Annotated in this window: 22 protein-coding genes; 11 read left to right on the top strand and 11 right to left on the bottom strand. The window is 66.7% G+C overall.

What is annotated here, in order from left to right; genetic code table 11:
- Window positions 1-2 precede the first annotated feature (2 nt).
- From VGM20_03915 to VGM20_03900, 4 genes are read left to right on the top strand one after another with little or no spacing between them, the layout of a single operon-like run.
- Window positions 3-1,178: a metallophosphoesterase gene (locus VGM20_03915; GenBank protein HEY4100005.1), complete on the top strand. Its 1,176-nt coding sequence runs from the start codon at window positions 3-5 to the stop codon at window positions 1,176-1,178.
- Window positions 1,179-3,593, top strand: coding sequence for an SMC family ATPase (locus tag VGM20_03910; protein ID HEY4100004.1), 2,415 nt, complete (start codon window positions 1,179-1,181; stop codon window positions 3,591-3,593).
- Entirely contained in the window at window positions 3,580-4,542 is a 963-nt protein-coding gene (locus tag VGM20_03905) for a GNAT family N-acetyltransferase (protein HEY4100003.1), read from the top strand. The genes VGM20_03910 and VGM20_03905 overlap by 14 nt, the downstream gene beginning before the upstream one ends.
- Window positions 4,543-4,598: 56 nt before the next feature.
- Complete coding sequence (locus VGM20_03900; protein HEY4100002.1) at window positions 4,599-5,339, top strand: DNA polymerase ligase N-terminal domain-containing protein; 741 nt, start codon at window positions 4,599-4,601, stop codon at window positions 5,337-5,339.
- 21 nt (window positions 5,340-5,360) lie between these two features.
- On the opposite strand, the gene VGM20_03895 is transcribed toward VGM20_03900, so the two are convergent.
- Window positions 5,361-5,654 carry a hypothetical protein gene (locus VGM20_03895; protein HEY4100001.1) on the bottom strand — a complete coding sequence of 98 codons (294 nt, stop codon included), beginning with the start codon at window positions 5,652-5,654 and terminating at the stop codon, window positions 5,361-5,363.
- Between the two features lie 124 nt (window positions 5,655-5,778).
- Between VGM20_03895 and VGM20_03890 the strand changes: the two genes are divergently transcribed.
- Complete coding sequence (locus VGM20_03890) at window positions 5,779-9,159, top strand: hypothetical protein (protein ID HEY4100000.1); 3,381 nt, start codon at window positions 5,779-5,781, stop codon at window positions 9,157-9,159.
- 56 nt (window positions 9,160-9,215) lie between these two features.
- Here VGM20_03890 and VGM20_03885 read toward each other — a convergent pair whose 3' ends face one another.
- On the bottom strand, window positions 9,216-9,380 hold the full coding sequence (locus tag VGM20_03885; GenBank protein ID HEY4099999.1) for a hypothetical protein: 165 nt from the start codon (window positions 9,378-9,380) through the stop codon (window positions 9,216-9,218).
- A 293-nt stretch (window positions 9,381-9,673) separates the two neighbouring features.
- On the opposite strand from VGM20_03885, the gene VGM20_03880 reads away from it, so the two are divergent.
- From VGM20_03880 to VGM20_03870, 3 genes are read left to right on the top strand one after another with little or no spacing between them, the layout of a single operon-like run.
- A complete protein-coding gene (locus tag VGM20_03880) occupies window positions 9,674-10,087 on the top strand; it encodes a 6-carboxytetrahydropterin synthase (GenBank protein ID HEY4099998.1) in 414 nt (137 codons plus the stop codon).
- Window positions 10,084-10,776, top strand: coding sequence for an SDR family oxidoreductase (locus VGM20_03875; GenBank protein HEY4099997.1), 693 nt, complete (start codon window positions 10,084-10,086; stop codon window positions 10,774-10,776). Before VGM20_03880 ends, VGM20_03875 begins: the two co-directional genes overlap by 4 nt.
- A 40-nt stretch (window positions 10,777-10,816) precedes the next feature.
- Window positions 10,817-11,389 (top strand): hypothetical protein, encoded by a 573-nt coding sequence (locus tag VGM20_03870; GenBank protein ID HEY4099996.1) that lies wholly within the window; start codon window positions 10,817-10,819, stop codon window positions 11,387-11,389.
- Between the two features lie 224 nt (window positions 11,390-11,613).
- On the opposite strand, the gene VGM20_03865 is transcribed toward VGM20_03870, so the two are convergent.
- From VGM20_03865 to VGM20_03855, 3 genes are read right to left on the bottom strand one after another with little or no spacing between them, the layout of a single operon-like run.
- The gene (locus tag VGM20_03865) at window positions 11,614-13,401 is read right to left on the bottom strand and encodes a long-chain fatty acid--CoA ligase (GenBank protein ID HEY4099995.1); all 1,788 of its coding nucleotides are present in this window, start codon (window positions 13,399-13,401) and stop codon (window positions 11,614-11,616) included.
- Complete coding sequence (locus VGM20_03860) at window positions 13,398-13,769, bottom strand: hypothetical protein (protein ID HEY4099994.1); 372 nt, start codon at window positions 13,767-13,769, stop codon at window positions 13,398-13,400. The genes VGM20_03865 and VGM20_03860 overlap by 4 nt, the downstream gene beginning before the upstream one ends.
- A complete protein-coding gene (locus tag VGM20_03855) occupies window positions 13,766-14,221 on the bottom strand; it encodes a tetratricopeptide repeat protein (protein ID HEY4099993.1) in 456 nt (151 codons plus the stop codon). Before VGM20_03855 ends, VGM20_03860 begins: the two co-directional genes overlap by 4 nt.
- A gap of 177 nt (window positions 14,222-14,398) precedes the next feature.
- On the opposite strand from VGM20_03855, the gene VGM20_03850 reads away from it, so the two are divergent.
- The gene (locus tag VGM20_03850; GenBank protein ID HEY4099992.1) at window positions 14,399-14,908 is read left to right on the top strand and encodes a phosphoribosyltransferase family protein; all 510 of its coding nucleotides are present in this window, start codon (window positions 14,399-14,401) and stop codon (window positions 14,906-14,908) included.
- Here VGM20_03850 and VGM20_03845 read toward each other — a convergent pair.
- Genes VGM20_03845 through VGM20_03835 form a run of 3 tightly spaced genes read right to left on the bottom strand, consistent with a single transcriptional unit; the run spans window position 14,902 to window position 18,307 of the window.
- Window positions 14,902-15,465: a 4-vinyl reductase gene (locus tag VGM20_03845; protein HEY4099991.1), complete on the bottom strand. Its 564-nt coding sequence runs from the start codon at window positions 15,463-15,465 to the stop codon at window positions 14,902-14,904. The two genes, VGM20_03850 and VGM20_03845, sit on opposite strands and share 7 nt — an antisense overlap.
- Before the next feature lie 38 nt (window positions 15,466-15,503).
- Entirely contained in the window at window positions 15,504-17,522 is a 2,019-nt protein-coding gene (ligA, locus tag VGM20_03840) for an NAD-dependent DNA ligase LigA (GenBank protein ID HEY4099990.1), read from the bottom strand.
- Entirely contained in the window at window positions 17,519-18,307 is a 789-nt protein-coding gene (locus VGM20_03835; GenBank protein HEY4099989.1) for a hypothetical protein, read from the bottom strand. Before VGM20_03835 ends, ligA begins: the two co-directional genes overlap by 4 nt.
- Before the next feature lie 43 nt (window positions 18,308-18,350).
- Between VGM20_03835 and VGM20_03830 the strand changes: the two genes are divergently transcribed.
- Complete coding sequence (locus VGM20_03830; protein ID HEY4099988.1) at window positions 18,351-19,685, top strand: thymidine phosphorylase; 1,335 nt, start codon at window positions 18,351-18,353, stop codon at window positions 19,683-19,685.
- A complete protein-coding gene (locus VGM20_03825; GenBank protein HEY4099987.1) occupies window positions 19,686-19,934 on the top strand; it encodes a hypothetical protein in 249 nt (82 codons plus the stop codon).
- 72 nt (window positions 19,935-20,006) lie between these two features.
- Here the strand turns inward: VGM20_03825 and gyrB are convergent, their stop codons facing one another.
- The 3 genes from gyrB to recF are packed head-to-tail and all read right to left on the bottom strand — an operon-like array spanning window position 20,007 to window position 23,350.
- The gene (gene gyrB, locus VGM20_03820; GenBank protein ID HEY4099986.1) at window positions 20,007-21,935 is read right to left on the bottom strand and encodes a DNA topoisomerase (ATP-hydrolyzing) subunit B; all 1,929 of its coding nucleotides are present in this window, start codon (window positions 21,933-21,935) and stop codon (window positions 20,007-20,009) included.
- Between the two features lie 21 nt (window positions 21,936-21,956).
- The gene (locus VGM20_03815) at window positions 21,957-22,271 is read right to left on the bottom strand and encodes a DUF721 domain-containing protein (protein HEY4099985.1); all 315 of its coding nucleotides are present in this window, start codon (window positions 22,269-22,271) and stop codon (window positions 21,957-21,959) included.
- Window positions 22,268-23,350, bottom strand: coding sequence for a DNA replication and repair protein RecF (gene recF / locus VGM20_03810; protein ID HEY4099984.1), 1,083 nt, complete (start codon window positions 23,348-23,350; stop codon window positions 22,268-22,270). The genes VGM20_03815 and recF overlap by 4 nt, the downstream gene beginning before the upstream one ends.
- Between the last annotated feature and the right edge of the window lie 2 nt (window positions 23,351-23,352).

Raw genomic sequence — 23,352 nt, 5'->3', positions numbered from 1 at the left:
GGATGCGTCTGGCGCATCTGGCCGATCCGCATCTCGGATTCCGGCAATACCATCGGTTGAACGAGAAGGGCCGGAATCAGCGGGAAGTCGACGTTGCCAGCGCCTTTGCGTCTGCCATCGACGGCGTGATCGCGGCGCGTCCCGACGCGGTTGTCGTCGCGGGTGATCTCTTTCACAATGTGCGGCCCACCAACTCGGCCATTCTCCATGCCCTGCAGCAATTCGTGCGGCTGCAGCGCGCGCTGCCGCAGGTGCCGGTCGTTGTCATCGCGGGGAATCACGACACGCCGCGGTCCAGCGACACCGTGTCGATCTTCGGCGTGCTGCGCGAGGTCGGGGTCTACGTCGCCGCCGATCGCGCGCAGCGATTTCCGTTTCCCGCGCTCGACCTCAGCATCCTCGGTGTCCCCCACCAGGCGCTGATCGAATCACCTCGTGCGGCGTTTGAGCCGGGCGGCACCGAGCGGCACCAGGTGCTGCTGATTCACGGCGAGACCGAAGACCTTTTCCCGCACGACGCCGAAAACCTCGAGCCGGGCGGTGCGCGGCTCATGGCGGCGGACCTGCGCGACGACTGGAGCTACATCGCGCTGGGGCACTACCACGTGCAGCGTCAGGTCGGCGCGCGGCAATGGTACGCCGGGTCGCTCGACTACGTGTCGACCAATCCCTGGCGCGAGCTGCGCGAAGAGCGCGACCTGCACGTCCGCGGCAAGGGATGGTTACTGATCGATCTGGAGACGGGCGCCGTCACGCGGCAGCCGATCGCCGCGCCGCGCCGGTTCCTCGATCTTCGCTGGCTCGATGCAGAAGATCTTGCCGCGGCCGAGATCAACCGGTTGATCGCCGACGCCGTCGCAGAAGTCCCCGGCGGCATTGCCGGCGCGGTGGTCCGGCAGGTGTTGCGGGGAGTGCCCCGCGCCGTCGCTCGCGAGCTCGATCACGCACGGATCCGATCGTGGAAAAACGAAGCGCTGCACTTTCAGCTTGACCTCCGGCCGCCCGAGCGACGTCACGCTGTCGCGTCCGGCGCGCCGGGTCATCGGCAGACGCTTCCCGACATTGTCGAAGCATACCTCGGCGAACGCCAGCTCCAGGCGGGCCTCGATCGGGCGCAATTCGTTGCCGCCGGGCTCGAGTTTCTCGCCGCTGCCGACCATGCACCGGGCGAGGGGTGAGTGGAAATCGTCCGCCTGCGCCTGATCAATTTCCGGCAGCACGAAGCCACCGAGCTCACCTTCGATCGCGGTCTCACCGGCATCGTCGGACCGAACGGATCGGGGAAGACGACGCTGCTGGAGGCGATCGCCTACGCGTTGTACGGTGTGCCGGGGACCCGAGGCACCCGCGACACGCTGCGTCGCCGCGGATCGCCGGCACGGTCGAAATTCGAGGTGACTCTCGAGTTTGTTCTTGGCAGCAAGCACTACGTCGTGACACGGACGCTCACCAGCGCGGAACTTCGGGTCGACGACCAGGTGCTGGCCAACAGCACCGGGACCGTGACCGAGCGCGTCACGTCACTCCTCGGCATGGGGCGCGAAGAGTTCTTCAACACCTATTTCACGGGACAGAAGGAACTCGCCGTGATGGCGGCGATGGGGCGCACCGAGCGGGCGCAGTTTCTCTCCCGCGTGATCGGCTACGACAAGTTGCGCGATGCTCAGGAGGCGCTGCGGCACGACCGTTCGGCGCAACGCGCGACCCTCGCGGGAATCGAACAGGGGCTCGCCGATCCCGATGCCATTGAAGCCGAGGTGACGCAGGCGCTCTCCGCGCTCTCCACGGCACGCGACGCCCGGACCGCAGCGTTGCGCACCGAACAGGAAGTGAACGACCGCATGGCGGCCTTGTCGCCGGCCTGGGTCGCGGCACAGGAACGGCGAGTGGCGTGGCAGGGGCTCGACGGCGAACGGCGGTTGATCGACAAGCGCGTTGCCGTGGTGCGTGAGCAGTTCCGCGCCATCGACCAGCAACTGGTCAACGCGCTGCAGGCGAGCGAACGGATCGGGGTGCTCGAGCCGGCGATTGCCGAGTGGTCGCTGCTGGCGGCGGAGCGCGATCTGCTCGACCGCGACGCGGTCCGGTTCACGGCGCGAAGCCACAGCGCGGCACGACGCGACCTCGCCCGCACGCGGCTCACCGAGATCGAGTCGCCGCTCATGCTCCTCGCGGATACTGCACTCGTCGCCACGCTCACCACGCAGCGTGCCGATATCCTTGCCGCCGGCGAAGCGCTCGATCGCCAGCTCCAGGAGCGACGGACGCGATGGACGGAGGACATCCAGGAAGCGCGCACCAAGCTCGATGCGTTGCGCGACCGATATCGCGAACTGAAGGAGCAGCGCGAACTGGTCGAGCGGCAGGGATCCGAGGGGATCTGTCCCACCTGCGGCCGTCCCCTCGGCGATTCGCTTGCGGGGATGCTCGCACTGCTCGGGCGGCAGACGGAGGAAGTCCAGACCGACGGGACCTATTTCAATCAGCGCGTCGCTCAGCTGACCGACCCGCCGCAGGACGTCCGCGACGTAGAAGCGGCGCGGCAGGTGCTCGCCCAGGACCTGCGCCGTGCCACGGAGCGGCTCGGGGAGGCGCAGGCGCAGCTGCGGCAGCGACAGGAGCTCGAAGCGGAGCGGCACCGCCTGAGTCAGGAGATTGCTGCGCTCGATACGGACCTTGCCGGCCCCGCTGGCGAATACAATGCCGAGCGGCACGAGCAAGTGCGGACTCGTCTCGCCGAGCTCGATCGGTCCCGCCGAGAGTACGATCAGGTGGTCGGCATGGCACGGCGGGCAGAATCACTTGTGGCGGACGCTGCCGCGGCGGAACAGCGTGCGTCAGCGGCCGAGGCCGAGCTCGCGGCGATCGATCAGCGGCTGGCGGCGCTCGCCTGGGATGCCGAGACGTTCGCGACCCTCGAGGCAGCGGTGCGCGATGCCGAACTCGCGGTGCACGGGGCGCGGATCGCGGTGCAGACGACCGCCGATCAGATCACCCGCGCCGAGCGTGGTTGCCAGGTCGCGCTCGCGCGCCGCGCCGATCGCGCCGCAAAGGCCGAACTTGCCAGGAACCTCGGCCACCGGATCACCTTGCTCGACGAACTCGATCGTGCGTTCAGCGACCTGCGGACGGCGCTCAACCTGCAGCTCCGTCCTGATCTCTCCGAACGCACGTCGCAATTTCTTCGCGACCTGACCGCCGGACGCTACCTCGATGTCGATCTGGACGAAGCGTACGTCCCGACCGTCGTCGAAGACGGCGAGATCAAGCCGGTGATCTCCGGCGGCGAAGAGGACCTGCTCAACCTGGCGCTGCGGCTGGCCATTTCGCAGCTGATTGCCGAGCGCGCCGGGCAGCCGCTCTCGCTGCTGATCCTCGACGAAATCTTCGGCGCCCTCGACGAGGAACGGCGCGGCGCCGTGCTCACCCTGCTCCGGGCACTGTCGGATCGCTTCCCGCAGGTCATCCTCATCACCCACGTCGAAGGGATGCGCGACGCGTTCGACCGTGTCATCACCATGTCGTACGACGTCGAATCACGTACCACGACGGTGAAGGAATCGACACCGGAGCCATTTGATGTGGCGATCTGATCACGCACTGAACGGCCCCGTGCGCGCAACGGCGGCCGACGTCGAGGCGCTCAATCGCGTCTTCTCCGACGCCTTCACCGAGCGCTACCGGCGAGACGGTCTCTCGGGCGTGCGCGTCCCCTATCTCAATCCGGCGGTCTGGCAGTTCGCCATCGCGGATGCTGCCGAGGGCGCGATGCTCTGGCGCGACAGCCGCGGCGACGTGGTGGCATTCAACATGGTGCACCGTTCCGGCTCCGAAGGGTGGATGGGACCGCTGGCGGTTCGCACCGACCGGCAGGGGCACGGGCACGGGCAACGGGTGGTGACCGCCGGAGTCGAATGGCTCTCGGCTCAAGGGGTCCGCACCATCGGACTCGAAACGATGCCGCGGACGGTCGATAACATCGGGTTCTATTCGCAGCTCGGCTTTCTTCCCGACCACCTCACCATCACGCTGCAGCGCGAACGCCTGCGCCACGCCGGTCCTGCGGCTGACGCCGCGGCGGCACTCGAACACGATCAGCGCGCGGGTGTCTTCGCCGATTGTCTCGCCCTGACGGGGCGCGTTGCACCGGGGGTCGACTTCTCCCGCGAGATCGCGCTCACCCTCGAGCTCGGCCTGGGCGATGTCAGCATGCTGCGGACTCCGGGCGGTGCGCTGCGCGGTTTTGCGCTCTGGCATACCGCGCCGCTGGCACAGGGACGGATGCGGGATGAACTCCGGGTGCTCAAGCTCGTCGCGACAGATACGCCGGCCGCCATCGACCTGCTCGGCGCAGTCGAGCGTGAGGCGGCGACGCAGGGGCTCAGCCGCATCGCACTCCGCTGCCAGACCCGGCACGCAGAGCTGTACGCGGCGCTGATCGCCGACGGATATCGCGTCCAATGGACCGATCTCCGGATGACGCTCGGCGGGATGCCGGGGGTCGATTGCCGTGGCGTGATGCTGTCGAACTGGGAGATCTGATCCTGCGGGTGCCAACGCGACGTTGAGCGTCGTCCCTCCACCAGACGGAGGGGACAGTGGCAACCAGAAAAGGCGCGGGAACGAAGCGTTCTGCCGCGAGACCAGCTGCCAAGGGGGCGACGACGTCCCGTCGCACCAAGTCTGCCGCGACCACCACGGCAAAACGCCCTGTGAAGACGCCCCCGCTCTCCGAATACCACCGCAAACGTGACTTCACCCGGACCGCCGAGCCTCGTGGGGCCGTGGCCACAGCCGGCGTCGCCGCGCTCCGGTACGTGATCCAGAAGCACGCCGCGACCGCGCTCCATTTTGATCTCCGGCTCGAACTCGACGGTGTGATGAAAAGCTGGGCAGTGCCGAAGGGGCCGTCGCTCGATCCGGCGGTCAAGCGGCTCGCGATGCAGGTCGAGGATCATCCGATCGACTACAACACGTTCGAGGGGACGATTCCCAAGGGTGAATACGGCGGCGGCACGGTGATGCTCTGGGATCGTGGATACTACACCTTCGCTGCAGCGGATCCGGACCCCGTCGCCCGGCTCCGCGAGGGGTACGCCAGGGGCGATTTCAAGTTCATCGTGGAAGGCACGCGGCTCGAAGGGTCATGGGTGCTGGTGCGGACTCGTCGCGGCGATCCCGACAAGCCGCAATGGCTCCTGATCAAGCACGACGATGAGTTCGCGCGGCCCGGATTCGACATCGTCGCCGAAGCAACGACCTCGGTGGCGACCAGTCGAACGATGGACCAGATCGCTGCAGGGGTGAAGCCGAAACAGCGGCGGACGCGTCGCAGCTGACCACGCGCGCGCCGGAGTTTGTCAGCGCGCTCGCCGTGCCATCCGGTCCATCTTCCGGGCATGACGCCCGAGATACCAGCTCGCGGCGGTCGCGATCAGTGCCGCGATCGCAAGCGCCGTCTGGGTCTTGGATCCGATATCCGGGATGATCACGATCCCGGCAAGAAGGCAGAAGACGAGGCCGCTTGCCACACCAGCGATCCGCCGGGTCGGCGATTTGACCTGCGTGGAGCGCGGCACCACGGCGATGAGAATGACGCCGATCCCGACGGCGAAGATCAGCCAGCCGAGCGCAGCTACGGGAGATTGGTCCATGCGGTAATGTGCGCAAACCGACCGGCGATGGCCACTCGCCCGCGCTGCGCCACCGGTCAGGCTCTTCCCCTTGAGCAGCAGTCGTCCCTACTATCCACCCATCCAACCGATGCCGGAGTGCTGCATGTCAAAGGGCCTGCTCGCCGCAGTGGCGTTCGTCTCGTGCGTTACCGTGCAACTCCACGCCCAGCGCGGAGGCAGGGGAGGGAGCGGGGGGGCCGTGCCGGTCGCGCCGCCACGATTCGCCTACGTCGGTCCGGAAAATGGCGGCCGCATCGCGGCGGTCGCCGGCGTCCCGGGCGACACCTCGACCTACTACTTCGGTGCGGCGAGCGGCGGGGTCTGGAAAACCACCGACGGCGCGCGAACCTTCACGCCGATCTTCGACAATGAACCGGTGCAGGCGATCGGCGCGCTCGCCGTGGCGCAGTCGAATCCGCGGATCGTCTGGGCGGGGACCGGCGAGGCGTGGGCCATTCGCGACGCCGATGTGATGGGTGATGGCGTCTACAAATCCACCGACGCCGGCGCGACCTGGCAGAACATGGGACTTCGCGAGACCGGCCGGATCGGCCGGATAATCATCAATCCGTCCAATCCCAACATTGTCTACGTCTGCGCCCTCGGCCGCGCCACCGGGCCGCAGCAGGAACGCGGCGTCTTTCGCACCACTGACGGAGGCACCACCTGGACGCGGGTGCTGTTCGTCGATGAGAACACCGGCTGCTCCGGCCTGTCGATCGATGCCAGCGATCCGAAGACCCTCTTTGCGGGGACGTGGCAGGTGGTGATGCACACCTGGGCAATGTTCTCGGGCGGCAACGGCAGCGGCGTCTACGTCTCGCACGACAGCGGGTCGACCTGGACCCGCATCACCGACCCGGGGCTGCCGCACTCGCCGCTCGGCAAGATCGACGTGGCGGTGGCGCCGTCGAACTCCAGCCGGGTCTACGCGCTGATCCAGACCGACGACCAGGGCTCGCTCTGGCGCTCCGATGACGGCGGCATGAAGTGGAAGGTGATGAGCTGGGATCGTTCATTGATCGGACGCGCCGGGTACTACATCCGCCTCACCGTGAATCCGCAGAACGATCTCGAAGTGCTCGTCGCCAATTCGTCGTTCCACCGGTCGCTCAACGGTGGCGAAACGTTCGCCGTCACCGACGGCGGCTGCGGCGATTGCCACGACATCTGGATGGATCCGCGGAATCCTTCGCACTGGGTCGAGACCGGCGACGGCGGCGCCGGGATCACGCGCGATCACGGCGAGCGGTTCTCCCAATTCTCGCTGCCGATCGGTCAGATGTATCACGTGGCGATCGACGACCGCGAGCCATACTGGATCTACAGCAACCGCCAGGACGACGGCACCATGCGCGGCCCGAGCAATTCACCGGTGCAGGTGGCGAACGTCCCGTCCTATGCGACGACCGGTGGATTCGGCTCGGGCGCACCGGTTGCTGCCGCCGCCACGCCGGGAGGCGGTCGGGGTGGACGAGGCGGTGGTCGAGGTGGTGGTGGAGCGACCGGCGATACCGCCGGATCGGCGTCGCTTCCGGCCGGCCCATTTGTTCTCGCAGGCGGCGGCCGCCCGAATCGCGCTGGTCCCGGCGGTGGTGGTGCCCCCTGGCAGGCCAACATCGGTGGCTGCGAGTCGGGGTTCACCCTCCCCACTCCCGGCAATTCGGACATCATCTGGGCAAGCTGTTACGCCAACACCGTCACCCGCTTCGACAACATGGACGGGGTGGCGCGATCGGTCAGTCCGTGGATGCACACCCTCGACATGGAGCCGAACAAGGCGAAGTATCGCTGTCACTGGACACCGCCGCTGGCGATCGATCCGTTCGATCCGAATACTGTCTACTATGGCTGCCAGGTGATCTTCAAGACCTCCAACGCCGGCCAGAGCTGGAAGGTCATTTCCCCCGACCTCTCGACCCATGATTCCTCGCGGATCGTCTCATCCGGCGGGATTGCGGCCGACAACCTTGGACAGTTCTACGGCGAAGTCGTCTTCGCGATCGCGCCGTCGGAGATCCAGAAGGGGCTGATCTGGGCCGGGACCAACGACGGCAAGGTGTGGAACACCACCGACGGCGGAGGCAAATGGAATGACGTCACCGCCAATGTCGCCGGGATGGCGCCGTGGGGGACGATTCGCAAGATCGAGCCGTCGCGATTCGACCCGCGCACCGCGTACATGGTCGTCGACTATCACATGATGGACAATCGCAAGCCATACATCTACAAGACGACCGATCTCGGCCGCAGCTGGACGAGAATCAGCGATGGCCTGCCGCAGGACGATCCACTCGCATACGCGATGTCGGTCGCCGAGAATCCCAATCGCAAGGGGATGCTCTTCGCCGGCACCGGCAATGCGATGTACTGCTCGATGGACGATGGTACGACGTGGACCCCGCTTCACACCGGCCTCCCGGCAGCGCCGGTCACCTGGATCGTGGTCGACAAGCAGCAGCACGACGTGATCGTGTCGACCTACGGACGTGGCCTCTACGTGATGCGCGACATCACCTCGCTCGAAACGGCAGACCACGTCGCCACCGGGCCGGTGCGCATCTATCCGCCGCTCCCCGGTGTCCGCAACGCCCGGAACGGCACCGCATCCGTGACTTTTGCACTGGCATCGGTGCCGCGGGATTCGGTGCACGCCGAATTCATCGACTCGGCCGGTGCCGTCGTTCACTCCGTGACGTTCGCCGGGCGCCCCGGCGCGAGCCGCGTCGCGTGGGATCTGCGGTATGATCCACCGATGGAACCGACGCTGCGAACCACACCGCCCGACAATCCGCATATCTGGGACGAGCCGCGATACCACAATCGAACCACGCGCCAGGTGGTGCACTGGGGAATCCAGCAGCCGCAGCGCGCCGGACCGCTCGCCGCGCCCGGGAAGTACACGTTCCGGCTCACCGTCGACGGCACCGCGTACACCGCGCCGCTCACGATTGCCAAGGACACCCAGCTGCCGTCGAGCGCTGCCGACCTGGAGCTGTCGACGCGCACGCAGGTCCGCGTCCGCGATGACATCTCTGCGACGAGCGACCTCATCGACACCATCGAGGTCGTGCGCAAGCAGATCGAGGACGACCTCAAGTCTGATGCGGTGACCGCCGACGCAAAGCAATCGCTCAAGGGACTCGATCAGAAGGCGCTGGCGGTCGAGATGCAGCTGCTGACCAATTCCGACCTCAACAGCGACGACAAGTGGTACGTCGAGAAACCGCGAGTCTATCTCGACCTGATCTGGCTGTACGGAGAGGTTGGCACCGGTGCCGGGGATGTCGCGGGCGGCGCCGACTACCGCCCCACCGACGCGTCGCTGGCCGATCTCGGCGAGATCGAGTCGAACCTCGCGGCGGCGAAGACCGCATTCGCCGCGTTCGTTCGAACCGACCTGCCGTCGTTCAACGCATCAATGGCGGGGAGGGTTGCGCCAATTACCAGGGAGATGCCGAAGAAGAACGCGCTGGTGCCGTGATCTCGTTGGGGAGTGGGGTGCGGCGTGTTGCGGCGGAATCAATTGCCACTCCCGAATCACTGCGAACGTGGCGTTCCCCACTTCGACGCGACGATACCGCGGATGATGAACACCATCCCGGCACCGAGTGCCAGATGGATCCATCCGGTCGCCGGGCGCACGACGAATTGGAGGATGATCCACAGGGCAACCAGGGCGAGGCCCACGACAAAATCGACCATTGTGCACCGCCGCTCGTGCTGGTGAGAGAAGGGTATCGCGCGACCCGCGTGCCCGCGACAAATCTGTTTGACTGCGTTGGAGCGCCGCCGTATAATAGCGTCGGCCGTGCGGTGGTGGGGAACCACGTTATTGAGCCAACAAGTCCGATTGAAGGGCCCGAATTCCGTGTCCGACGTCATGCCCCACCAGGGGAAGACGGACGATGTGGTGAGGGTGCCGAACATTCATCCGGGCTTCAAATAACCTCCTCGCCATCGCACGACCTACCCCGCCATCCGTAGTACCTTTCGCCATGCCTCGCGCCACTGTCGTCCGTCGCGTTCACTTCAACGCCGCCCACCGGCTGCACAATCCGGCGCAGTCCGATGCGTGGAACCGCGCCACCTTCGGGCCGTGCAACAATCCCAACTTCCACGGCCACAATTACGAGGTCGAGCTGTGCGTCGATGGCGCGATCGACCCCGACACCGGCTACGTCGTCGATGTCGGCGTCCTGAAGTCGCTCTTCGACGAACACGTCCACGCGCATCTCGACCACCGCAACCTCAACCTTGATGTCCCGTGGTTTGCGACGCGGCTGCCGTCCACCGAGAACATCGCGGTATTCATCTGGACGCAGCTGGTGGATCGCGTTCCCGCGGGACGGCTCTCGCTGGTGCGTCTCTGGGAGACGCCGCGCAATTTCGTCGAGTTCCGCGGCGAATGACGCCGCTCGAAGGGAAGACGATCGTCGTCACCGGCGCGTCGCGCGGGATCGGGGCCGCGACCGCAGTCGAAGCCTCACGCCTCGGCGCGACCGTGATCCGCCTCGCTCGATCGCCGATGCCGTCGCTGGCCGGTGCGATAGACCTCGCCGTTGATCTGGCCGACGGGCACGCTCGTGCCGACGCCTTCCGCGCAATCGTCGATCGGCACGGCGTTCCGGACGGAGTGGTCAGTGCCGCGGGAACATTCGTGGTCGCCTCGATCGAGGAGACCGACGACGCCACTCTTCGGCGCCAACTGGAACTCAATGTCGAAGCCGCGTTCGCACTGGCGAGACACTTCCTGCCGCTGATGCGCGCTCGCGGTCAGGGGACTCACGTCCTGATCGGAAGTGTCGCCGACCATCGGGCCTTTGCCGGAAATGCCGCCTACGCAGCCTCCAAGCACGCTGTGCGCGGGATGCACGACGTGCTCTGCGAGGAATTCCGCGGAACTGGCGTGCGATGCACCCTGATTTCACCCGGCCCGACCGACACCACGATCTGGGATCCGGTCGATCCGGATCACAACCCCGGGTTCACCCCGAGATCGCGGATGCTTCGCCCCGCCGACGTCGCCGCTGCAGTGCTCTTCGCCCTCCTGGCGCCGCCCCACGTGCAGCTGGAGTCGATCCGGCTCGGCCCGGTCTGACCGGCTGGCTCCCCGACTGCCGGCGATGACGGATTGACCTGTGCATATCGAACTCACTGATCACCTCCGCTGTCCGGAGTCGCACGAGGAGGCGTACCTCGTCCTTCTGCCCGACAAGATGGATCACCGCGATGTTGTCGCCGGCCACCTTGGCTGTCCGATCTGCGGTTGGAGTTGCGCCTGGACTGACCGCGTTCCCGATTTTGGTGGCGGATGGCGATCGGAGGTGGCGTCGCCATGTGCGTCGGGATCGGACGCGCAGGCGCTGCTCGGGATCGACGGTCCGGGAGGATGGATCGCCCTCGCCGGAGCGGCCGGGCGGCTCGCATCCGAGCTGCAGGGATCCCTCCCCGGGGTCGGAATCATTGCCATCAATCCGCCGGCTGACCTCCAACCGTCGGGCACGATCAGCGTGCTGCTGAGCGGTGCCTGGGCACTCAAGACGCACGCGATTCGCGGCGCTATCCTCGGGAGCGACGCGGCCGGGTGGACTGCGTCGGCCCTCATGAGTGTCCTTCCGGGGCTTCGCATCGTCGGCACCGGTACGCGCCCCGAGAGTGGGGCCGAGGTGATCGGCGAAGCTGACGGTGTCTGGGTGGCAAAGCGACGCTAGCCGCGGCCCCGAATGCGCGAACGGCCGCCGGGCGACGAATCACCTCGGCAGCCGCCGGCTATGTCCCATCTCTGGAGCTGAATAGTGCAGGCGACGTGCCACGATTTGCCGACGGGCACCCGCTTCTTCTGTAACGCTTGTTGTCTCAGCGGGTTACGGCGGCGTGACACGCACCTGCGGCAGGATGGCGCTGCCGAATCGTCGCGCCGATTCGGCTGAAATTCCTACGATTCGGCGTACGCTGCTTCAATCGCGTCGTGGAAATGCTCCTCGACGACTTTCCGCTTCACCTTGAGCGTCGCCGTCAGTTCGCCCGATTCGATGGTGAAATCCCGCGGGACAAGAACGAACTTCTTGGGCATTTCGAACTGTGCCAGATCTCGCAGACTCTTCCGCGCTTCGCGTTCGACTCGATCCTGGACCGCGGGCATCCGCACCAGCTCCTCCGGCGACAGCGAGGCGATCCCTTCGGCAGCAAGCCATTCAGCCAGTGCCGCGAAGTTGGGGACGACCAGCATGATCGGGAATCGCCGCCTGTCGCCGAGCATCACGGCATTGGCGAAATGCTTGTTGAGCTTGAGCAACCCTTCGATCGGCTGAGGGGCGACGTACTTCCCGCCCGACGTCTTGATCAGGTCCTTCTTTCGATCGGTGATGCGCAGCGAGCCCTCGGCGTCGAATTCTCCGATGTCGCCGGTGTGGAACCAGCAATCCCGATCGATCGCCTCTGCTGTCGCCTCGGGCTTGTGATAGTACCCCTTCATCACATTCGGTCCGCGCACCAGGATCTCGCCGTCGCCCGCAAACGACACCTCGACGCCGGTCAGCGGCAGGCCAACCGTCCCCGGGCGCAGCCGGTGGACATCGTTGAATGCGATCACCGGGGAGGTCTCGGTGAGTCCGTATCCCTCGATCAGCGGCAGCCCGGCCGCGATGAAGAAGCGGCAGATATCGGCGCTGAGCGGAGCGCCCCCCGAGACCAGGAAGCGAATCCTGCCTCCCAGCCGCCGGCGCAGCTTGGAGAACACCAGCGCATCGGCGATCTGGTTGCGAAGCGCCAGGCCGAGGGGCACCGGCTTGTCGAACAACGTGTACTGTAGTCGATCGCGGCCGACGTCTTGTGACCACGCGAAAATCGCCCGCGCGAGTCCGCCGGCGCTATTCGCGGTGTCGGCGACGCGGGTGAAGATTTTCTCGTAGAGCCGGGGTACCGACGCGACGATCGTCGGCTGGATTTCGGGAAGCTCGGTCACCACGGTGTCAAACGAGGTGGCGTAGCTCACCACCGCCCCTGCCTGCATCATGGTGAAATGTCCGACCATCCGTTCGAAGATGTGGCAGAGCGGCAGGAAGGAGAGGTATTCGTCGGCCGCACCAACCTGCAGAAGGTTGAGGGATGCGACCACGTTGCTGGTGATGTTCCCGTGCGAGAGCATCACCCCTTTCGGTTCACCGGTTGTCCCTGACGTGTACACCAGCGTGGCGAGGTCGTCCGGTTGCACCGCCCCTGCCTCTGCTTCCCAGCGATTCGCATCGATCCCGGCTCCGCGCGACTCGAGCTCGTCGAGCATCATGACGTCGGGCCCGGGTGCGGGGCCGTCGAAAAGGATCAGGTGGGTGAGGTCGGGAAGTTGCGAGCGGATTTCGAGGATCTTGTCGAGATAGGTGCGATTGGCGACGAAGATGGCCCGCGCCCCCGAATCGCGCAGCATGTACGCGATCTGGTGCGGGGTGAGCGTGGTGTAGATCGGGACATCGACCAGTCGGGTGAGGAGGCAGGCGTAGTCGGCGACCGCCCACTCCGGCCGATTCTCGGAGATGATCGCGACGCGATCACCGGCAACGAGGCCGAGCGATTGCAGCGCCAGGCCCAGATGGCGAACCCGCGTGCGCAACGCATCGTAGGAGATATTCTGCCACATGCCCTCGATCTTGCGCCGCATCGCCGCGGGTCGGCCGGCGAAACGTTCCGCACCTGAGAGGAAGATCTGATTGAGTGTGGACGGCGTCACGGCCGGGCTCGGAGCCCGGCCGTGGTCGCGGTGTCACGCAGCGTGATGATCACGATATTCGACACCAGCGCACCGGCCGTGGCCTGGACGTGCGCCGATGCCGCGGTATCAACCAGGGCGGTGACGACGCCGGCGGCATCGACCGAAACGAGGGTGGGATCCGAGGTCCGCCACTCGATCTCGGCCGGCACCGTCTCGCCCTGAAGATTCTCCGCGTGGGCTCGGAGCGTGAGCGAGTCGCCGACGGTGAGGTTCAACGAATCGGGCGTCGTGACCACCAGCGCCACCACGCCGTTGTCGGAAGCAGGGAGACCACTGCACGCCGCCACGATGGCGACGATGCCGATCATTCCGATCCATCGCTTCATCGCGGCGCCTCCGCATCCGAGACCGGGCTCGCCCCGGATTCGATCTGCGTCAGCGTCTCGCGGGCGAAATCGACCCATCGCGCCATCTCGGGGTCGCGCGGAGGCTTGGCCAGGAAGGTCCGGAGGTGATCGGCAGCCCGCTCGGTGTCGCCGCGCTTGATCAGGAGGAACGCGAGGCCGTAATGGGCGCCGGCGAGATCAGGCGCCAGTTCGATCGCCCGCCGGTAGTGCCGGATCGCCTCCTCGCGACGCCCGGTCCGCGACAGCGCAATCGCGATGTACTGCAGCGTCTTCACGTTGGTCGGATGATCGCGGAGGGCAAGCTGGTACGACGTGATCGCCCCTTCGTAGTCGCCCTGGCGTTCGAGCGCGAGACCCTCGTTGAGGTAGTCGAGGCGCTGCGGTTTGACCGCGGCCTCGTCACCCGTGAGGATGCGTTTCCACCAGCTCACGCGCGGAATGCCAGGTTGGGTCGGGACATTCCGCGAAAGTTAGGAGATCGGCGGGTTCCGGGCTACCGTGGCGCCCGCGACACCGGTGTGTGGCGCCGCCTTGTGGCTTGCTCTGCGACTCGCTAGTTACCTGCTGTCCGCGATCGTCGAAGCATTCGCCCCCACGCGGAGGTCATCATGTCACGCTCCCGTGCCACACCGGTCCGCGAAATCCTCGAAGTCGACTGGCCGTTCTTTGGTGAACTCTGTCGTGCGCTCGCGCTCCATGTCTCGCGAGCCTACGATCCCGAAGTGATCGTCGGAATCGCCAAGGCCGGGGTAATCCCCGCCGCGATCATCGCCTCCATCCTGCAGCGCGAGCTGCGCACCATCGTCATCGGTCGTCCGCACGACCACGGCGATCCCGAGCTGATGAGCGATCCGCCCACGGCGCTTCGCGGCAAGCGCGTGCTCCTCGTCGACGAGACCTGCGACAGCGGCGATACGATGAAGCTTGCCGTGCACGCGGTTCAGGGCGTCAAGCCGGCGAGCGTTCGGACCGCGGTCTCATTTCAGACCGGCAACTGGCAGCCGGATTTCCACGCCTTCATGAGCGAGAAGGCGATCGTACTGCCGTGGGACCGCGAAGTGATCGAGAATGGCGAGCTGGTGATGCGCGCGGATCTGCGCGCGGAGTTCGGTCACTGAATGGAGCGATCGGCGGGCGCCGGCGCGAACGCCTCGCGCCAGTCCCGTCCCGCGGCCATGAGGTCGTAGACCGCGGCGAGTGCATCGCGACCCGCCGCGAGGAACGAACAGCGGTCATCGCCGCGGGAGCGGCACGCCACCTCGATCACCGCGATCGGTGACGCGCTCCCCGATCCGGCGACCGCTGTGAAGAATGCCGCGAGGGCACCGCAGCTGAAGTAGCATGCCGGTTCGACGGTGGCGCCGGGCTCGGCCTCCGCCCAATCCACCGACGACACGACCAGGGCGCGCTCGTCGATCGCCGCCAGTTCGAGCGACCCCCAGCCCATCTCCCGGCAGAGTTCGGCGAGGAGCGGACCGAGCCATCCGGCATCGAGCTCCCCGGGATCGCTCAGTCCGGTCCGCTTCCTGACATGCTCGGCCCACGCCGCCGCCAGCGCTTCGCCGGTGCCATACCCCGCCTCGTGGAGAATCTCCGCGGCGACACCGGGCCCCGCGGCGAGAAGGCGCCGGCGCAGGCGGTGCAGGGATGTCGGTGCGATGAGGTAGCGCTGCACGGGACCGCCGAACCTGCTGGAATGGAGGGGAAGCGAACCTACGACGCCGAGTCGAGACGCCGCAAGAGCTCCGCCTCGTCGATGATTTCGATGCCGAGGGACGTCGCCTTGTCGAGCTTGCTCCCGGCCTCATCGCCTGCGACGACGGTGGAGGTCTTCTTCGTCACACTCGAGGCAACTGTGCCGCCGGCTCCCTCGATCCGGGCCGCGGCCTCGCCGCGGGTGAGCGTCGGCAGCGTTCCCGTGAGGACATAGGTTTTTCCCGAGAGGGCCCCCGGGGTGGTCCGCTCGCCGGGTTCGATGGTGGTGAGTCGATGCGCGACGAGGGCGTCGAGCAATGTCCTGCTCCGCGGATCGTCGAGCCAGCCACGGACCGTCATCGCAATCGTCGGCCCCACGCCGTTGATAGCACCGATCGCGTCGGCGTCGGCGGCCTGGAGTCGTTCGAGCGAGCCGAAATGACGCGCCAGCAACTGCGCGACCGACCGACCGACGTGCCGGATTCCCAACGCGTAGAGCAGCACCGAGAGCGGTTGCTCTCTGGACGCATCAATCGCCGCAACGAGCTGCGCCGCCGATTGCTTTGCGAACCGATCAAGGGTCACCAGCTGATCGACCGTGAGGTCATACAGTTCGGCGACGTTGTGAATCAGATCGGCGGCGATCAGCTGCCGGACCCGTTCGTAGCCAAGGCCGCGAATATCCATCGCATCGCGCGACGCGAAGTGGACGATCCCCTCGACCAGCCGTCCCGGGCAGAGGGGATTCGGGCAGTAGCGCATCACTTCATCGGGATCGCGGACGGCGAGGGTACCGCACGCCGGGCAGTGCGCCGGCGGCTCCCACGGCGTCTCCGATCCATCGCGCTGCTCCCGGACCGGGCCCACCACCTGCGGAATCACCTCTCCGGCGCGGATCACCTCGACGATGTCGCCGACGCGCACGTCCTTCTGCGCCACCACCTCATCGTTGTGCAGCGTGGCGCTGGAGATCGTGACGCCGCCGAGCTCCACTGGTTCGAGCACGGCGTACGGCGCGAGCGCGCCGGTGCGGCCGACGCTCACGCGGATGTCGAGAAGGCGCGTCGTCGCGACATCGGGCGCAAACTTCCTGGCGATCGCCCACCGCGGCTCGCGATCGCCGATGGTGCCGAGCGCTTCCTGGAGCTCCCGGGAATCAACCTTGACGACGACTCCGTCGGCGCCGAACGGCAACGACGGAAGCTTCGCTTCGAGCGTGCTGATCCGCGCGATCGCCTCGCCGAGCGTCGGCACCCGCGCGTGATGCGGTTCCACCTGGAAGCCCCAGCGCGCCAGCGCGGCGAGGGCGTCATCGTGGGTCGGTGCGTCGAGCGATCCGTCGATCGGGACGACCTGGAAGGCGAAGCAGCGCAGGCGTCGGCTGCGCGTCGTCGCCGGGTCGAGTTGTCGCAACGCGCCGGCCGCCGCGTTGCGCGGATTCGCAAACGGCGGCTCACCTTCGCGCTCGCGTCGCACATTGAGTTTCCGGAATGCTTCGAGAGGGAAATACACCTCGCCGCGCACTTCCATGAGCGCCGGCCACCCCGACCCGCGCAATTCGAGCGGGATGTCATCGATGGTCCGGAGGTTCGCGGTGACGTCCTCACCGACCGCGCCGTTGCCGCGCGTGGCGCCGGTGACCAGCGCTCCGTCGCGATAGGTGAGGCAGACCGCCGTGCCGTCGATCTTCACTTCAACAGTGTACCCCACGTCGCGAACGGTGGGCGCCAGCTTCGCGTTGCGCTGCTCCCACGCCTGCAGTTCGTCATCGGAGAAGGCGTTGGCCAGCGAGAGCATCGGGCGGAGGTGGGTGTGCTTCGGCAGGTGCGTCGCCGGCGCGCCGCCGACTCGTCGCGTCGGAGAATCGGCGGTGGCAAGTTCCGGGTGCTCGGTCTCCAGCTGTTGCAGCCGGCGAAAGAGCCGATCGTATTCGGCATCGCTCAGTTCGGGGGTGTCGAGCTCGTAATAGGCGCGGTTGGCGCGGCCGATCTGCTCGCGCAACGCGTCGACTTCCCGGTGAAGATCCTCGCGGCTCATTCGTGCACCTTCTTGCCGACGGTCCCTTCGAGCGTCTGTGCCTGCCGCTTGTACGACGGATCGGAGACGTCCGTGGCCGGCATCGCAGCAATGGCGTCTAGCTGGACCTTCGCTTCGGACCATTTCTTTCGCCAGATGAGCACCTCGGCCAGATCCAGCCGGTGCACGATTCTCGTCGGCGCGTACTTCACTGCGAGGCGGAGGTCGCGCTCCGCTTCATCCCACGAGGCGGCGTTGAACACCGACGCGCCGAGGAACTCCTTGGCATAGAATCGCTGAAGCGCCGACAGCCGCTCGACTTCGGCGTTCCACCGGCCAAGGATGTGCCACGCGCCGTCGTGGTGCGGATCGATCTCGATGGCCCGGAGCGCTTCGGCGCGCACTTCCGTCGCGCGCTTCACCCGGTCGCGGGCACTCATGCTCAGCACGGACCTGCCGATCGCGTTGGCGAGGGCAAAGTGCCCCTCGGCGCCGTTGTCGTTCGCGGCGACCGCCCGCCGCGCGTACCTTTCGGCATGCACGTAGAGCGTGTCCCTCGTCGGACTCGGCGCGTTGTCGGGAAACTGCTTGGCGATATCGATGAGCAGCAATGCCAACCGCCAGTTCGCCTCGTACGACCCCGGATCGTGCGCCAGCGCCGCCTCGAAGTGTCGGCGCGCACCTTCCAGATCGTGCGCGTCGCCGGCCTTGACGCCCGCTGCGATCTCGCTGCTCTGCGCCGCGGCGCGATGCGTCACGGCGATGCAGACGAGGAGCATGGTCACAGCAAATCGGCGGAGCGACACGGTCGGGATCCTTCCGGAATCAACACACAGGCGCGAGGGGTGAATGGTCGTTCCGCGCCTGATTGAACGCAAGCGAGACGGCGGCACGCTCTCGGAAGATGAGTGGCGGGCGTTGATCGCAGCCTACACCGCCGGCGAGGTCCCCGATTATCAGATGGCCGCGATGGCGATGGCGGTCTTCTTTCGCGGCCTGACGACCGACGAACTCGCCGCGCTCACCGATGCGATGCGTCGTTCCGGCGATTCGTTGCGCTTTGACGGCGAGCACCGCCCAAGAATCGACAAGCACTCGACCGGTGGCGTCGGCGACAAGACCTCGCTGCTTCTCGCGCCGATGCTCGCCGCGTGCGGCGTCCTCGTCCCGATGATGTCGGGGCGCGGCCTCGGCCACACGGGGGGAACCCTCGACAAGCTCGAAGCGATTCCCGGAATGCGCACCACGCTGCCGCTGCGCGACGCCGAACGACAGGTCCGCACACTTGGGGTCGCGATGATCGGGCAGACCGACGATATCGCTCCCGCGGACCGGAAGCTCTACGCGCTGCGCGACGTCACCGCCACCGTCGAATCGATCCCGCTCATCAGTGCCAGCATCATGTCGAAGAAACTGGCTGAAGACCTGAACGGCCTCGTCCTCGACGTGAAGATCGGCTCCGGGGCCTTTCTTCCCGATCCCGAGCGCGCACTCGAACTCGCCCGCACGATGATCGCGCTCGGCGAGGCGCGCGGCTGCCGGACGGTCGCACTCCTCACGGCGATGGACCGGCCGCTCGGGATCGCCTGCGGCAACGCGCTCGAAGTGGTCGAGGCGATCGCCGGCCTCCGGGGCGACGGCCCGGCCGACCTCATGGAAGTCACCTTTGCCCTCGGCACGGAGATGCTGCTCCTCGCCGGTGCGGAGGACGACGCTGCGGCAGCGCGGCGCCGGCTCGAATCGACGATCAGTTCCGGCCAGGCACTCGAACGCTTCGTCGCGATGGTCGAGGCGCAGGGCGGTGACGCTGCAGCAGTGGAGCATCCCGGGAAGCTTCCTGCCGCGCCGGTACGCCTCGATGTCCTCGCGTCGCGGGCCGGCATCGTCACCGTGGTCGAGCCTCGCGCGCTCGGCCGGATCATCATCGACCTCGGTGGCGGCCGTCGAACCGTCACGGACACGGTTGATCCCGCCGTGGGACTCGAGGTGCCGGTCAAGCCGGGGATCGCAGTGCAACGAGGCCAACGGGTCGCCACGATTCACGCCAGGAGCCACGATGCCGCGGCCGCGGCGGCTCGCGCCATCGAATTGGCGATCGACATTGGCGATGTCGCGCCGGAGACGCTGCCGCTCATCGCCTGGCGCGTCACGGCGGGTGGCACCGCATCATACCGAGGAGGATGAATGGTAGGGATCTGGGTGACAGTGGCTCTGATCGGCGCGTTCCTGATCTGGCTCCTGGGGCTGGGGAAGGGGAAGCCGATTGCGCCCGAAGACGACGTGGATACGCCGGTCGACGCCGACGAACTCACCGAGGCGGAGCGGGCGGTGAAGGACGATCCCGATGCGCGCGCCGCGGCGGACGCGGTCGACGACGACACCGACGATTGGGGCCCCGGAAGCGGGCACTCGCCGATGCCGGGGATACTGTAGTAACAAAAACGACAGCAGCGAACCAGTGTCGTTCGCTGCTGTCGCTACTGGTCCTCCCGCCGCGCGAGAGCGCTAGACGTCGAGTACGCTGACGAACTTCGCGTTCGCCTCGATGAACATCCGGCGCGGCTCCACGTCGTCGCCCATCAACTCGTCGAAAAGTTTCGACGCCTCGACCGCGTCTTCGAGCGTGACGCGGAGGATCGTCCGCGTGTTCGGATCCATCGTCGTCTTCCAGAGCTGATCGGGGTTCATTTCGCCCAACCCCTTGTAGCGCTGCACGCCGACATTTCCCTTGGCGCCCTCGGCGAGCCGCTTCTGAAACTCGCCGCGCTCCTCCTCGGTGTAGGCGTAGTACTCTTCCTTCCCGCGCGCGACGCGATAGAGCGGCGGCTGAGCGATGTAGATGAACCCTGCCTCGATCAGCTCCGGCATCTGCCGGAAGAAGAAGGTCAGCAGCAGCGTCCGGATGTGCGCGCCGTCGACGTCGGCGTCGGTCATCAGGATGATCTTGTGGTACCGTGCGTCGGCGATGTTGAAGTCCTCGCGCACGCCCGCGCCGATCGCCGTGATGATCGCCCGGATCTCCTCATTGCCGAGGATCCGGTCGATGCGGGCGCGCTCGACGTTGAGAATTTTTCCGCGGAGTGGCAGGATCGCCTGGAACGAGCGGTCGCGTCCCTGCTTGGCCGAGCCACCGGCCGAGTCACCCTCGACCAGGTACAGCTCGCACATCGCCGGGTCGTCGAGCGAACAATCGGCGAGCTTGCCGGGAAGGACGGCGTTCTCGAGGCCGGATTTCTTGCGCACCAGATCGCGGGCCTTGCGCGCTGCTTCGCGGGCTCGCGCGGCGCTCACGGCTTTTTCGATGATGGCGCGACCGACACCCGGATTCTCCTCGAGATAATTGCCGAGGTGTTCGTTGACGACGGTGCGCACGATCCCCTCGACCTCGCCGTTGCCGAGCTTGGTCTTGGTCTGTCCCTCGAATTGCGGCTCGCGGACCTTGACGTGAATGACGCAGGTGAGTCCCTCGCGCGCGTCGTCGCCGCTGAGGGTGAAATCGGCTTTCTTCAGCGCATTTGATTTCTTGGCGATCTCGTTGATCGTCCGCGTCAGCGCCGACCGGAACCCGGTGAGATGGGTGCCACCCTCGTGGGTGTTGATGTTGTTCACGAAGGTGAAGGTGTTCTCGTTGTAGCCGTCCTCGTACTGCAGCGCGATATCGACGTCGACATCATCGCGCGTCGCCGAGAAGTGCACCGGCTTCGGATGGAGCACCTTCTTGTTGCGGTTGAGCCACGACACGAACTCGACGAGGCCCCCCTTGTAGTAGAAGGTCTCGTTGCGCGGCTCGTCACCGCGTTCGTCGGTGAGCGTGATCTTGAGGCCGCCGTTGAGGAATGCGAGCTGCCGCAGGCGGTCGGCAAGGGTGCTCCACGAAAACTCGAGGACCGTGAAGATCTGCGGGTCGGGCTTGAACGTGACCGTCGTCCCGGTCCCGGCCGCGATGCCGATCACCGTGAGCTTCTGCGTGGTCTTGCCGCGGACGAACGACATCTGATGCCGCGCGCCGTCGCGATCGACCGTGACGGTGACCTTTTCCGACAGCGCATTGACGACCGACACGCCGACGCCGTGCAATCCCCCCGACACCTTGTACGAGTTGCGATCGAACTTGCCGCCGGCATGCAGGACGGTGAGCGCCAGTTCGACGCCGGGGATCTTTTCGGTGGGATGGATATCCACCGGGATGCCGCGGCCGTTGTCGGTGACGGTAATCGAGTTGTCCTTGTGGATCGACACGTCGATCGTATCGCAGAAGCCGGCCAGCGCTTCGTCGATCGAGTTGTCGACCACTTCGTAGACCAGGTGGTGCAACCCGTTCTCGCCGGTCGACCCGATGTACATCGCCGGGCGCTTGCGGACCGCCTCGAGTCCCTTGAGCACGGTGATGCTCTGTGCGCCGTAGTCGCCGTTCGGTGCTGTGTCGTTCGCCATCGTTCCTCGCAAGTAAGCCGTTCAGGGTCGGTCGAGCGGACCAACCAGCCAGCGGATGTGCAGCACGCGTCCACGTTTCGACCCGTTGAGCCGGGCCAGGATCCGCGGGGCCATCAAGCCGAGCTCGGTGGCCCAGGAGTGCGTCGTCACGCGAACCATCAAGGTGCCGTCCGGCGCGACCGAGATCGCCCGGGTGACAGCGGCAATCTGCGGACCGACGGCGTCAGGCCACGCCTCGACGGCGTTGACCAGGTCGAAGCGCCGCGCCATGCCGTGCCGCGCGATCCAAGTGCCAAGAACATCGCCGATCGGGAGAGGGCCCTTGGTCTCCTTCACGCCGCGGTCCCTTCACCGGCACGGAGGACGCCGTGGTGCATCGTCCACCGGGGGAGATCGAGTTCCGTCGGGATCTCGGCTGCGCGCGGTGCGGTGACGATCCGCTGTCCCGGCTTTGCCGCGAGCCGCGCAGCGAGCCGTCGTTGCCGGTCGACATCGAGCTCCGCAAAGACATCGTCCACCAGCAGCGTCGGGCGGACGCCACGTGACGTCGCGAGCGTCTCGAGTTCCATCAGGCGCAGCGCCACAGCGGCCGAGCGCTGCTGACCGGTCGATCCGTAGTCGCGCAGTGCATGGCCGCCGAGGCCGAGGACGACGTCGTCGCGATGCGGGCCGACGTGGGTCTGTCCCCGCTGCAGGTCTCGCGGCAACGCACTCTCCAATCGTTCCTCCCATGCGGCGGCGTCCTCGAGTGCCTCGTCGCCGCGATACCGCAGCGCCACCGGCGTTCCTTCGCCCAGCGCGTCGAGCTCCTGCCGCCAGGTCGTGTCGGCACTGCGTACCCACTGCCGGCGCCGGCTCGTCACGAACGAACCGCCGCGCGCGAGCGCAGGATCGAACGCCACCGCTGTTGCCGCATCGCCGTGACGCAGCGCCGCGTTCCGTTGCGCCAGCGCAGAGCGATACCGGAGCAACGCATCGAGGTACTCGCGATCGGCGAGTGACAGCATCCGGTCGATCCAGCGCCGCCGCTCCGACGCGCCGCCCTGCACCAGGGCAAGGTCGGTGGGAAAGAAGCCCACCACCAGCCATTGCCCGATGGCGGCGGTGATCGTCGGCTGCTCCTCGCCGTCGACTGCGATTCGCTTCCTGCGTTCCGCCGCGGCGTATGTTGCGGCGATCGTCGAGCCGGCATCTGTCGTGACGGCCACGTGAAATCCCGGTCCGCCGAATCGCGGGATCTCCCGATCTGCAGCACCGCGCACCGACCGGAAGAGGACCGGATAGGCGAGCGCCTCGAGACAGTTCGTCTTCCCCTGGCCGTTGGGCCCGACCAGCGCAATGCCGGATTCCGGAAGGTCGATCGTGGCGTCGGCAAGATTCCGGAACGACCGCACCACGAGCGAGACTGCCCGCACCG

The sequence above is a fragment of the Gemmatimonadales bacterium genome (genome assembly GCA_036500345.1).
In the GTDB taxonomy this organism is placed as follows: domain Bacteria; phylum Gemmatimonadota; class Gemmatimonadetes; order Gemmatimonadales; family GWC2-71-9; genus Palsa-1233.
This window is presented reverse-complemented; position numbering and strand designations above follow the sequence as displayed.

What these genes read in the sequence shown, in the direction of transcription:
- VGM20_03895 (HEY4100001.1), bottom strand. Translation starts at nt 5,654, where the DNA reads ATGGACCAATCTCCCGTAGCTGCGCTCGGCTGGCTGATCTTCGCCGTC.
- VGM20_03880 (HEY4099998.1), top strand. Translation starts at nt 9,674, where the DNA reads ATGCCTCGCGCCACTGTCGTCCGTCGCGTTCACTTCAACGCCGCCCAC.
- gyrB (HEY4099986.1), bottom strand. Translation starts at nt 21,935, where the DNA reads ATGGCGAACGACACAGCACCGAACGGCGACTACGGCGCACAGAGCATC.
- ligA (HEY4099990.1), bottom strand. Translation starts at nt 17,522, where the DNA reads ATGAGCCGCGAGGATCTTCACCGGGAAGTCGACGCGTTGCGCGAGCAG.
- VGM20_03890 (HEY4100000.1), top strand. Translation starts at nt 5,779, where the DNA reads ATGTCAAAGGGCCTGCTCGCCGCAGTGGCGTTCGTCTCGTGCGTTACC.
- VGM20_03830 (HEY4099988.1), top strand. Translation starts at nt 18,351, where the DNA reads ATGGTCGTTCCGCGCCTGATTGAACGCAAGCGAGACGGCGGCACGCTC.
- VGM20_03905 (HEY4100003.1), top strand. Translation starts at nt 3,580, where the DNA reads ATGTGGCGATCTGATCACGCACTGAACGGCCCCGTGCGCGCAACGGCG.
- VGM20_03850 (HEY4099992.1), top strand. Translation starts at nt 14,399, where the DNA reads ATGTCACGCTCCCGTGCCACACCGGTCCGCGAAATCCTCGAAGTCGAC.
- VGM20_03875 (HEY4099997.1), top strand. Translation starts at nt 10,084, where the DNA reads ATGACGCCGCTCGAAGGGAAGACGATCGTCGTCACCGGCGCGTCGCGC.
- VGM20_03825 (HEY4099987.1), top strand. Translation starts at nt 19,686, where the DNA reads ATGGTAGGGATCTGGGTGACAGTGGCTCTGATCGGCGCGTTCCTGATC.
- VGM20_03915 (HEY4100005.1), top strand. Translation starts at nt 3, where the DNA reads ATGCGTCTGGCGCATCTGGCCGATCCGCATCTCGGATTCCGGCAATAC.
- VGM20_03885 (HEY4099999.1), bottom strand. Translation starts at nt 9,380, where the DNA reads ATGGTCGATTTTGTCGTGGGCCTCGCCCTGGTTGCCCTGTGGATCATC.
- VGM20_03860 (HEY4099994.1), bottom strand. Translation starts at nt 13,769, where the DNA reads ATGAAGCGATGGATCGGAATGATCGGCATCGTCGCCATCGTGGCGGCG.